Genomic DNA, 11,467 nt, shown 5'->3' with positions numbered 1-11,467 from the left:
TTAAAAGATTTGCGGGCTGGCCTGACCCGGATTGCTTACAACCCCTTTGATATGAATCAGCTATTGACTGATTTGGAAGCTATTTATCTTTCGCAATTGAAACAATTAAATACCGTTAAGTTAGCGGCTTCTGAACAAGAGGCCAAAGCTAAAGCGCAGCAAACCATTGCCCGTCAAACCAAAGCGATAGAAAAAACCTTAGATCAAGTATTAGAGGAGCGCGACGGCGGTTCGGTATCACTTGAGGCCCTGGATGCTGAGCTGAATGAGCAATTGGCCGAGTTTGATGCATTGGGTGATTTGGTGGCCCAGTCTGCTGATGATAACCCTGAGGCTAAAAGCGCTGAAGTTGAGCAGCCAAATGCTCAGGCAGTCGATGGCGATAAGCTTATCCGTCAAGTAGTAGAGAAGCTGGTCGTCAAAGGCGCTAGTGAAAGTAGTGCAGAGGAAACTGTTGAGATAAGTGCAGATGATCCCTGTCTGGTGGTGGTGGATAATATGACGATGGGCAACTGGGTTGAGTTGCATCAAGATGATGGCAAGAAATTCCGCTGCCGCCTCGCTGCAATTATTCGCAGCACCGGCAAGTATATTTTTGTTAATCGCTCCGGTATGAAAGTCGCAGAATATAACCGCATGAGCTTTGCCCGGGCTATTAAAGGCGGCCACATAAGCACCTTGGATGAAGGCTTATTATTTGACCGGGCCTTAGAGTCAGTAATCGGTAATCTTCGGGATATGAAAGTCACTTCATAAACCTTCCCTTTCTCACACATCACCGTCATTCCCGCGAAGGCGGGAATCCAGACTGCATGCTTATGCTGTTATTTCCGCTAAAGCGGAAATTTACAGCACTGGATCCCCGCCTTCGCGGGGATGACGTGTCCAGGGATGACGTGTCCAGGGATGACGTGTCCAGGGATGACGTGTCCAGGGATGACGTGTCCAGGGGTGACGTGTCCAGGGGTGACGTGTCCGGGGATGACGTGTCCAAGGGGGCGTTATGTTAACTTCCCCCTGTGCTATCCTTAATTGATTCAGTTCAGTACCAAGGTAGCTTCATTGAACCCCAATACCTCACAATGCTTACAGTGGTTGGCCGATACTCGTCAGTTGCCATCCCCCAATTTTAATACTCGCCCAGAAGGGAGTGAGGTTAGTCTGTTGGTTATTCATAATATCAGCCTGCCTGCAGGGGAATTCGGCGGCGGCTGTATTGAAAAACTCTTTACCAACTGCCTGGATTGCGATGCCCATCCGAGCTTTGCTGACTTAAGGGGGCTTGAAGTCTCAAGCCACTGCCTGATTAATAGGGACGGTGTAATCACTCAGTTTGTACCCTTCAATCAGCGTGCCTGGCATGCCGGTGAGTCCAGTTTCCAGGGCCAATCCAACTGCAATGACTTTAGTATCGGTATTGAACTGGAGGGGACGGATGATTGTCCTTATACTGCGTCACAGTATCAGGCGCTGCATCAATTAACCTTGCAAATTATGGCGGCCTACCCGGCAATCACCCCTGATCGTATAGTGGGGCATTGCGATATTGCTCCCGGGCGTAAAACCGACCCGGGAGCCTCCTTTGATTGGGTATATTTCAAAGGGTTATTAGCTTAAATACTCGAACAGATAGCAAAGTGTGGAATCGCTCATGGAATTTCTAACGGTATTGATTGTACTCGGCTTTTTACAACTGTGGGGCTCTGGCGGGCCGCTGCAGCGGGATGATTGGTTCTATCAATTTAATGAAAATATTCCCCAGCGATTAAGTTTGGCTGAGCTGCGATTATTAGCAGCCATCGGTATTCCTGCTGTTGGGGTGTTTCTGCTGCAGGATTTGTTGGAGTCAGTACTGTTTGGTTTATTATCGTTGATTTTTTATGTCACCGTATTGTTATTTAGTTTAGGCCGCGGTGATTTTAACCAAAGCCTGCAGAATTATCTCGCTTCATGGAATAAGGGAGATTTTGAGGGAGCCTATAATAAGGCAACGGCCATTGGCGACTTTGAGCAGAGCGAAACCTCGGTTGACCATGTGGCTTTGCACGAGCATGTTCGCAGGGCTTTTCTACATGAAGGTTTTGAGCGCTGGTTTGCCGTGGTATTTTGGTTTTTAGTATTGGGGCCGGTCGGGGCTGTGATCTATCGCTTAGGTTATCTTGCCGGGCGTCACGACTCTTTTAAATCCGATGATAAATCCCTTGCCTTGCAGTGGCTGCATTACTTTGACTGGGTCCCCGTGCGCTTATTGGCCTTGTCTTTTTCCATGACCGGTAATTTTGTTAGTAGTTTTAATCGCTATTGGTCATCAATTCTGGATAACCAACCCACTTCGGAATTGCTAGATCAATGTGCTGTGGCGGCCATTAGTGGTTCCGATGCTTCCCAGGTTAACCCTACCGATAAAGAGCATTTTATTGATTATGGCCGGGAAGAATTATTAACACTGCAATCCCTGTTGTCACGCAGTGTGATTTTTTGGGTGATTATCATTGCGGTGGTCACTTTGATCGCTGGCTAATGGGTGTTTAACCATAGTGGGATAAGCTATGAGCTTTGAAATTAAAACTGGTGGTCTTAGCCAAGAGCAATTACAGGCTCACTGGATGCCTTTTACTGGCAATAGAGAATTTAAGCAAAACCCTCGTATGATTGCGTCGGCGAAGGGAGTTTACTTTACCGATGCTGAGGGGCGCCAGATATTGGACGGTCTTTCGGGGTTGTGGACATGTGGTTTGGGCCATTCCAATCAGGCGATTACCGATGCGGTTAGCCGCCAAATGGCAACTTTGGATTACTCGCCCGGTTTTCAATTTGGCCATAAGTTATCCTTTGAATTAGCCAACCGCATTGTTGATATGGCACCTGAGGGTTTGGACCATGTCTTTTTTACCGGCTCTGGTTCTGAAAGCGTAGAAACAGCCTTAAAAATGGCCCGTGCTTACTGGCGCCTAAAAGGCCAGGCGGGCAAAACGCGAATGATAGGCCGTCAAAAAGGTTATCACGGTGTTAACTTTGGCGGCATCAGTGTTGGCGGTATGGTGGGCAACCGTAAAATGTATGGTCAGGGTATTGAAGCTGATCATCTACCTCATACTCAATTACCCGAAAACGTTTTCTCTAAAGGTATGCCAGGGCAGGGCGCTCATCTGGCCGATGAGCTTGAATCCATTATCGGTTTACACGATGCCTCTACTATTGCAGCGGTCATTATTGAGCCATTCTCCGGTTCTGGTGGTGTTGTAGTTCCTCCCCAGGGCTACCTGCAACGTATCCGCGATATTTGTAACAAGCACAATATCCTATTGATCTTTGATGAAGTGATTACTGGCTTTGGTCGTTGTGGCACTAACTTTGGTGCGGATGCCTTTGGCGTGACTCCCGATATTATGACGACTGCCAAGCAGGTCACTAACGGCACCCTGCCAATGGGAGCGGTTATCAGTAAAGCCGAAATTTATAATACCTTTATGGATAATGGTGGCCCTGACTATATGGTGGAATTTCCCCACGGCTATACGTATTCGGCGCATCCGGTAGCTTGTGCTGCAGGTCTGGCGACTTTGGATGTACTGCACAATAACCATCTGGTCGAGCGCTCTGCAGCAATGGCCCCGGTATTAGAAGCGGCGGCCCACAGCTTAAAAGGTGCTAAGTATGTTACGGATATCCGCAACTATGGCCTTGCAGCAGGTATCACCTTAGAAGCATATCCGGGCGAACCGGCACGCAGGCCTTTTGAAGTGGCGATGAAATGTTGGGAGAAAGGCTTTTATGTTCGTTATGGCGGTGATTATTTGACCATTGCGCCATCATTCACAATCGAGAGTGATGAGATAGATAGCCTGGTCAATGCCCTGGGTGAGTCACTTAACGAGCTGGACTAATTAGTATGTTCTCCGGTAAAGAGGTCTACCGATCTCACGATGAGTATGGCTCTATAACGGTTTTGGATAATGGCAATAAGCGTTATCTCGCCTTTGCCGAAGGCGACGAGCAAAGTTGCCAGCTACTCTCACATCCTTTTCAGTTGCAACACGATTATGCACAGGCCATGTTATTGGCCTTGCTATTTAAGCAGCCCAAATCCATCACTTTATTAGGCGTTGGTGGTGGTTGCCTGGCTTCGGCTTTGCACGAAGCAATTCCTGATTTAACCCTACAGTTAGTAGAGTTACGCCCCAAAGTGCTTGAAGTTGCCTACCGTTATTTTCAATTACCGCGCAGTGAGAGAGTTGAAGTCTTTATCGAGGACGCCAGCGAATTTATTGAATCCGATAAGCGGGAGAAAGTCGATATACTTTTTAGTGACCTTTACAGTCCTGAAGGTCTAGACCTGCAACAGACACAACATTGGTTTATTGAACGCTGCTCGCAGTTATTAACTGATGATGGTTGGCTGGTATTAAATTGCTGGCAGATGCATCGAGGTGAGCGAGAAATGATTGCTGCTTTAAAAGAGTTTTTTGAGGATGTACGCGGCTGCTTAACCGTAGAAGGTAACTGGGTAGTGATTGCCGGTAAAAAAGCCAGCACCCTAAGTGCCGCACAAACTAAAGACGCGGCAAAGCGCTGGTCAAAAACATTGGATTATTCTTTGCTCTCTTGCCTGAGCCGTTTAAAGCCAGTTGCTTAGACTGGGCGTAGCAAGTTGGATAATTTAGGGTTGGGCTTTTTAGCTTTGCGGCAAATCACGGCAACTTTACCAATCGACTGCACTAAAGCCGCTTTATGTTTGGCACATAATTCACTGGCAATAGTTTTACGCATGGCAGGATCATTAATATTGATTTTGATCTTAATCAGTTCGTGATCTTCAAGGGCTCTTTCCAGCTCTTTTTCAATAGCTTCAGTCACGCCTTTTTCCGCAATCATAATGATGGGGTTCAGGTTGTGAGCAATAGTGCGAAGTTCTTTTTTGCGAGCGTTGGAAAGTTCCATAATGCGAAATGCAGCCGTATCTGGTAAAAAGGGCGCGTATTGTATAGCCCCACCCCTCCGATAGCAAAGTAGGGTGGATTATAATCCACCACCCCACAGCACCCATAAGGCCACCCATGGCAAAGAAAGGCAATACCAGCAAAGGCTGGCTAAAAGAGCATTTTGACGATGAATATGTAAAGCGCTCCCAACGGGAGGGTTATCGCTCCCGTGCCTGTTATAAGTTATTGGAATTAAACGAAAAAGACCGTTTGATTAAGCCGGGCATGACAGTGATAGACCTGGGCAGCGCCCCCGGTGGCTGGTCGCAGGTGGCAGCGCAATTGGTGGGGCATAAGGGGCGAGTGATCGCCTCAGATATTCTGCATATGGATAGCCTGGCCGGTGTCGATTTTGTTCAAGGCGACTTCACCGAGGAGCAAGTGTTTGATTCTATTATGCAAATTATCGGAGATTCCCCCGTTGACCTTGTAATTTCCGATATGGCCCCCAATATGTCTGGTATGGCGGCTGTTGATCAGCCACAGTCTATGTACTTGGTCGAATTGGCGCTGGATATGGCTCGTCAGGTGTTAAAACCTGGTGGCGCCTTTGTTGCCAAGGTATTTCAGGGGGAAGGATTTGATCAATTATTGCGTGACATGCGTACAAGTTTTAGCACGGTGCAATCTCGAAAACCTGCAGCCTCCAGAGCCAGATCCCGTGAGGTCTATCAGGTGGGTAAAGGTTTTAAGGGCTAACTAACGCTTTTATTAGGTCTTTAAGACATCGGCTTCGGCTCTCTATTCATGGTGGCGGGGCTTAAACTGTAGTAAAGTTGCTTCATTATTTGGTGTTAGGGGTGAATGGATCTCTGGACACTTCAAGGTAGTATTTCAAGGTAGTATTTTAGAGGGTTCTCTTTTGAACGATATGGCGAAAAATCTTTTATTGTGGCTGGTCATAGCAGCGGTTCTGCTAACAGTTTTTAATAACTTTAATGTCCAACCCCAGGCCGAGCAACTTAACTACTCACAATTTATTGAAGAAGTTAAGAATGACCGCGTTAGTAATGTGATGATTGATGGCTTAACCATCTCAGGCACGCGTTACGATAACAGCAAGTTTGAAACTATTCGTCCTATGCTGGAAGACCCCAAACTGGTGGATGACCTGATTGGTCATAAAGTGCAAATTGAAGGTCGCAAGCCCGAGCAACAAAGTCTGTGGACTCAGCTACTGGTCGCCTGCTTCCCTATCCTGATTATTATCGCCGTCTTTATGTTCTTTATGCGCCAGATGCAAGGTGGCGGCGGTGGCCGTGGCGGCCCAATGGCCTTTGGTAAGAGTAAAGCCCGTTTGTTGGGCGAAGACCAGATTAAAACCACCTTTGCCGATGTGGCAGGTGTTGATGAAGCAAAAGAAGATGTGCAGGAGCTGGTAGAGTTCTTGCGCGATCCCGGTAGATTCCAACGCCTGGGTGGTCGTATCCCCCGTGGTGTATTAATGGTTGGTCAACCCGGTACCGGTAAAACCCTATTAGCTAAAGCCATTGCTGGTGAGGCTAAAGTACCTTTCTTCTCTATCTCCGGCTCTGACTTTGTAGAAATGTTTGTGGGTGTAGGTGCTTCTCGTGTACGGGATATGTTTGAGCAAGCCAAGAAGCAAGCGCCTTGTATTATCTTTATCGATGAAATCGACGCAGTAGGTCGCCATCGTGGTGCCGGTGTTGGTGGTGGTCACGATGAGCGTGAGCAAACCTTAAACCAGCTGTTAGTTGAGATGGATGGCTTTGAAGTTAACGATGGCGTTATTGTTATCGCTGCTACTAACCGTCCCGATGTATTAGATCCTGCTCTATTGCGTCCCGGTCGTTTTGACCGCCAGGTGGTTGTGGGTCTGCCCGATATCCGCGGCCGTGAGCAAATCTTAAAAGTGCATATGCGCAAAGTACCTTTAGGTGACAATGTTGACCCATCGGTGATTGCCCGTGGTACCCCTGGTTTCTCCGGAGCTGATTTGGCTAACCTGGTGAATGAGGCTGCCCTGTTTGCTGCCCGCGCCAACATTCGCACTGTAGGTAGAGAGCAATTTGAATTAGCCAAAGACAAAATCATGATGGGCGCCGAGCGCAAGTCGATGGTGATGTCTGAGAAAGAAAAGTTAAATACCGCTTATCACGAAGCAGGCCATGCCATTGTAGGGCGTTTAGTGCCCGAGCATGATCCGGTTTATAAAGTCAGTATTATTCCTCGCGGTCGCGCATTAGGTGTGACCATGTTCTTACCTGAGGAAGATCGTTATAGCCATAGCCGTCGGCATATTCTTAGTCAGGTTTGCTCGCTCTATGGCGGTCGTATTGCTGAGGAAATGACATTGGGGCCAGACGGTGTCACCACCGGTGCCTCTAATGATATTCAGCGTGCATCCGAGATTGCTCGCAATATGGTGACCAAGTGGGGCTTGTCTGAAAAGATGGGGCCACTGATGTATGACGAAGCTCAGGAAGAAGTCTTTTTGGGCCGCTCTGCAGCTGGTCAGTCGAAGAGTATCTCTGGTGAGACGGCACAAAAAATTGATGAGGAAGTTCGTCGAATTTCTGATGAGTGCTATGCCATTGCCGAGACTATTCTGGAAGAAAACCGCGACAAGCTCGATATGATGGCCGAGGCGCTAATGACTTATGAAACCATCGACTCGTCACAGATCGACGATATTATGGAAGGTCGTAAGCCGGGTGAACCTGCCGACTGGCATGACGACAATAAGCCTGGCGGCGGTCAAAAAACTGAGGCTGCTGATGAGCCGAAGAAAGATGATCCTATCGGCGGCCCTGCTGGCGAGCACTAGGCTTGGCTGAAAATATTAAAGCTACTCACAACAATAACCGAGTTCTGCAATGTGGAACTCGGTTTTTGCGTTTAGATACTCCGCAAGTTATGGGAGTACTGAATGTAACCCCTGACTCTTTTTCCGATGGCGGTGCTCTCTATCAAGCAGGTAAGCGTAATCTGGATAAGACCTTGGCCCGTGTTGAGCAAATGCTGGCTGAAGGTGCTGCTATTATCGATGTGGGTGGGGAGTCAACTCGTCCGGGGGCTGAACCGGTACCCATAGCGGAAGAGTTAGATCGCGTTGTGCCGGTGGTTGAGGCGATTAACCAGCGGTTTGAAACCATTGTTTCCGTTGATACCAGTAGTCCCGAAGTGATGCAGGCGGCGGCGGCAGCTGGCGCCGGTATGCTCAATGATGTGCGTGCTTTGGAACGGCGCGGCGCGCTAGAGGCTGCGGCTAAAACCGGCCTGCCTGTTTGTCTTATGCATATGCAGGGCCAGCCAAAAACCATGCAGCAATCCCCGGATTACAACTCGGTGGTTAAAGAGGTCAGTGACTACCTGCAATCTCGCGCTGAGGCTTGCATGGCTGCAGGGATTGAACGTTCCCGCTTGCTGATGGATCCCGGGTTTGGTTTTGGTAAATCTGTTGAGCACAACCTCCGTTTGTTGAATCATTTGTCGATATTGGTTGATCTGGGTTATCCGGTACTGGTTGGTTTGTCGCGCAAATCGTTAATTGGCAAAGTGCTGGGCCGTGACGTAGATCAACGTTTGGCGGGCAGTTTAGCTTTGGCAGTACTTGCGGCAGAGCGTGGGGCGTCTATTATTCGTGTTCATGATGTTGTGCAAACCGCTGACGCGATGAAACTCTACTCAGCCGTTGTTGAAAGCTAGTTAGCACTAATAAAAGTAATATAAAAGTAATATAAAAGGAATAAGGGTAATGTCTCGTAAATATTTTGGTACTGATGGTATTCGGGGTCGCGTAGGCGAGGGTGCTATTACTCCAGAGTTTGTTTTAAAACTGGGTTGGGCTGCGGGTAAAGTCTTTGCCCAGTCTGGCCGCAGTAAAATTATTATAGGTAAAGACACGCGTATATCAGGCTATATGTTTGAGTCAGCCTTAGAGGCGGGTTTGGTAGCTGCCGGGGTTGATGTCACCATGCTGGGGCCTATGCCAACACCGGCCATTGCCTATCTCACCAGAACTTTTCATGCCCAGGCGGGTATTGTAATCAGCGCTTCCCACAACGCTTATCACGATAATGGTATTAAATTTTTCTCCAGTGAGGGTACCAAACTGCCGGATGAGGTTGAGTTGGAGATAGAGCGTCAAATCGACCAGCCGATGTCCACAGTAGAATCGGCGAACCTGGGTAAGGTTGATCGTATGACCGATGCTGCCGGTCGCTATATTGAGTTTTGTAAAAGTACTGTCCCCGCAGGTTTTAGTTTGCGAGGTTTAAAAATTGTTGTCGATTGCGCTCATGGTGCTACCTATTACGTCGCCCCTGCGGTATTTGATGAGCTGGGTGCTGAAGTTATTGTGATGGGGGCTGATCCCAACGGTTTAAATATCAATGAAAATGTGGGTTCTACCAGTCCCAGGGCACTGCAGGCGCGAGTACTTGAGGAAGGGGCTGATTTAGGTATTGCCTTTGATGGTGATGGTGATCGTTTAGCTTTTGTTGACCACACTGGTGAGTTTGTTGATGGTGATGAGTTACTCTTTGTTATCGCTCAAGACCAACTGCGTACCACGGGTAGCTGCTCTGGCGTCGTCGGCACCTTGATGTCCAACCTGGGCTTTGAGCTGGCCCTAAAGGATTTGGAAATCCCCTTTGCGCGGGCCAAAGTCGGTGACCGCTATGTTATCGAACTGATGAAGTCCCGAGGCTGGCAGCTGGGGGGTGAAAACTCCGGTCATATTATCTGTTCTGACGTCACCACCACCGGTGATGGTGTGGTGGCTGCCTTAAAAGTACTGTTTGCCCTGATGAATGTCGGTGTACCTTTGCACGAGCTGAAGGCCGGTATGAGCAAATTCCCCCAAGTGATGATTAATGTCGCATTGGCAGACAAGTCGCGCCTGGATAACAATGCTGATATTGAACAGGCGATTAGCGAGGCAGAACAGAAGCTCGATGGCCGTGGCCGAGTGCTACTTCGCCCATCGGGAACCGAGCCGGTTGTGCGAGTTATGGTGGAAGGTGAGGATGGTGAGCTTGTCGGTTTATTGGCTGCTGAAATTGCCGCCGTTGTTGAGAAGGCCGTTGCCTAGCCTGTGCCTTGTATGTTCCCGGTAGTTTGGTTAAGATTGCCGCCTTTTTTGGCCCGTGCTCTTTTAGCCAGTCCGTAAGAATCATCAGGAAAAACAATGCGTCGCAACTTAGTAGTAGGTAATTGGAAAATGCATGGCTCAACCGCCAGCATTGATCAATTGCTTTCCGGGTTGCAACAGCAGCTGAGTGCCGTATCCAGTGAGCAGGTGGGAATTGCCGTTTGTCCTCCTTCTGTCTATATCTCATCGGTCAGCAAGCAGTTAGCAGGCTCGATGATTGCCTGCGGTGCTCAAAATGTGAGTGACCAGCAAGAGGGCGCTTATACCGGTGAGGTGTCCGCGACCATGCTGGCTGAGTTAGATTGTCAGTATGTGATAGTCGGTCACTCAGAGCGCAGAACCTTATTCTCTGAGTCAGATGCGGATATTGCGGCTAAATTTATTGCTGTTCAGTCTCAGGGTCTAACACCTATCCTATGTGTCGGCGAAAGCCTGGCACAGCGTGAAGCTGGTGACACATTGCCCTGGATAGAGCAGCAAATTAAAGCCGTTATCGCCGTGGCTGGTATTGAGGCTATAGCGGCATCGGTTATTGCCTATGAACCTATTTGGGCTATTGGTACCGGTAAAACGGCCTCTCCTGAGCAGGCTCAGGAAGTTCATGCCCATATTCGTCAGGTACTGGCAGCGGAGAGCCAGGCCGTAGCTGAAGGTTTGCAGCTATTGTACGGTGGCAGTGTTAAAGCGGATAATGCTGCGGAGTTATTCGGTAAGCAGGATATTGATGGCGCCTTAGTGGGCGGTGCATCATTAAAGGCTGAAGATTTTGCCGCTATTTGTGTGGCTGCAATCAGCTAACCATTTGTTTTTTAAGAAAATTATAGAGATCAGAGAATAAAAGATGGAACAGATTATATTAATCGTACATATGTTGGCGGCTTTAGCCATTATTGGCTTAATTATGATTCAGCAAGGCAAGGGAGCCGATATGGGCGCATCTTTCGGTGCTGGTTCATCCCAAACCCTATTTGGCAGCGGTGGCGGCGGTAATGTATTAACCACGTCTACTTCATGGTTAGTGACCTTATTTTTTGCTACCAGCTTTGGTTTGGCTGTTATCGCTAAAAACCAGTCCGTTGCAGTCAATGCGGTAGATCTGCCAGTACCTGCGGTTGTTGAAAGTCAGTTTGCACCAGTTGCTGAAGGTGATATCCCGGCTATCGATGAGGCGGCTATAGGGCAAGGCCTTAGTGACGATATACCCGTATTAGACGCTCCAGCAGCGCCCTCTGAGTTAGACATCCCTGAGATTTAACGAACAAGCCGAAGTGGTGGAATTGGTAGACACGCCATCTTGAGGGGGTGGTGAGCTATGCTCGTGCGGGTTCAAGTCCCGCCTTCGGCACCAAATAGTTAAAAAGGCATGCCG

Annotated in this window: 12 protein-coding genes and 1 tRNA gene; 12 read left to right on the top strand and 1 reads right to left on the bottom strand. The window is 48.5% G+C overall.

All coding sequences use genetic code 11. The annotated features are described in order from the left end of the window. From P8H32_RS03860 to P8H32_RS03840, 5 genes are all read left to right on the top strand, one after another. The coding region (locus P8H32_RS03860; protein ID WP_301088511.1) for a DUF1631 family protein at positions 1 to 756 on the top strand (756 nt) is incomplete at its 5' end. 306 nt (positions 757 to 1,062) lie between these two features. Then, entirely contained in the window at positions 1,063 to 1,617 is a 555-nt protein-coding gene (ampD, locus tag P8H32_RS03855) for a 1,6-anhydro-N-acetylmuramyl-L-alanine amidase AmpD (protein ID WP_297290957.1), read from the top strand. A 34-nt stretch (positions 1,618 to 1,651) separates the two neighbouring features. Further along, complete coding sequence (ampE, locus tag P8H32_RS03850; RefSeq protein WP_297290956.1) at positions 1,652 to 2,521, top strand: regulatory signaling modulator protein AmpE; 870 nt, start codon at positions 1,652 to 1,654, stop codon at positions 2,519 to 2,521. 28 nt (positions 2,522 to 2,549) lie between these two features. Then, the gene (locus tag P8H32_RS03845) at positions 2,550 to 3,887 is read left to right on the top strand and encodes an aspartate aminotransferase family protein (RefSeq protein ID WP_297290955.1); all 1,338 of its coding nucleotides are present in this window, start codon (positions 2,550 to 2,552) and stop codon (positions 3,885 to 3,887) included. Positions 3,888 to 3,892: 5 nt separating this feature from the next. After that, complete coding sequence (locus tag P8H32_RS03840) at positions 3,893 to 4,636, top strand: methyltransferase (protein ID WP_301088510.1); 744 nt, start codon at positions 3,893 to 3,895, stop codon at positions 4,634 to 4,636. Here the strand turns inward: P8H32_RS03840 and P8H32_RS03835 are convergent. Beyond that, positions 4,633 to 4,941: a YhbY family RNA-binding protein gene (locus tag P8H32_RS03835; RefSeq protein WP_301088509.1), complete on the bottom strand. Its 309-nt coding sequence runs from the start codon at positions 4,939 to 4,941 to the stop codon at positions 4,633 to 4,635. The two genes, P8H32_RS03840 and P8H32_RS03835, sit on opposite strands and share 4 nt — an antisense overlap. A 116-nt stretch (positions 4,942 to 5,057) precedes the next feature. Here P8H32_RS03835 and rlmE point away from each other — a divergent pair, with 116 nt between their 5' ends. From rlmE to P8H32_RS03800, 7 genes are all read left to right on the top strand, one after another. Beyond that, positions 5,058 to 5,681: a 23S rRNA (uridine(2552)-2'-O)-methyltransferase RlmE gene (gene rlmE, locus P8H32_RS03830; protein ID WP_301088508.1), complete on the top strand. Its 624-nt coding sequence runs from the start codon at positions 5,058 to 5,060 to the stop codon at positions 5,679 to 5,681. Between the two features lie 172 nt (positions 5,682 to 5,853). Beyond that, positions 5,854 to 7,770: an ATP-dependent zinc metalloprotease FtsH gene (gene ftsH / locus P8H32_RS03825; protein WP_301088515.1), complete on the top strand. Its 1,917-nt coding sequence runs from the start codon at positions 5,854 to 5,856 to the stop codon at positions 7,768 to 7,770. A gap of 89 nt (positions 7,771 to 7,859) precedes the next feature. After that, positions 7,860 to 8,651 (top strand): dihydropteroate synthase, encoded by a 792-nt coding sequence (gene folP, locus P8H32_RS03820; RefSeq protein WP_297290959.1) that lies wholly within the window; start codon positions 7,860 to 7,862, stop codon positions 8,649 to 8,651. Positions 8,652 to 8,700: 49 nt separating this feature from the next. After that, on the top strand, positions 8,701 to 10,038 hold the full coding sequence (gene glmM, locus P8H32_RS03815; RefSeq protein ID WP_297290951.1) for a phosphoglucosamine mutase: 1,338 nt from the start codon (positions 8,701 to 8,703) through the stop codon (positions 10,036 to 10,038). Between the two features lie 96 nt (positions 10,039 to 10,134). Then, positions 10,135 to 10,896, top strand: a complete 762-nt coding sequence (gene tpiA / locus P8H32_RS03810) for a triose-phosphate isomerase (protein ID WP_301088507.1) — start codon at positions 10,135 to 10,137, stop codon at positions 10,894 to 10,896. A gap of 43 nt (positions 10,897 to 10,939) precedes the next feature. Next, the gene (secG, locus tag P8H32_RS03805; RefSeq protein ID WP_297292847.1) at positions 10,940 to 11,353 is read left to right on the top strand and encodes a preprotein translocase subunit SecG; all 414 of its coding nucleotides are present in this window, start codon (positions 10,940 to 10,942) and stop codon (positions 11,351 to 11,353) included. Positions 11,354 to 11,360: 7 nt separating this feature from the next. Further along, a tRNA-Leu gene (locus tag P8H32_RS03800) sits at positions 11,361 to 11,446 on the top strand. The last annotated feature ends 21 nt before the right edge of the window (positions 11,447 to 11,467 follow it).

Origin of the sequence: Oceanicoccus sp. (assembly GCF_029238675.1) — a bacterium.
Lineage (GTDB): Bacteria > Pseudomonadota > Gammaproteobacteria > Pseudomonadales > Dasaniaceae > Oceanicoccus.
This window is presented reverse-complemented; position numbering and strand designations above follow the sequence as displayed.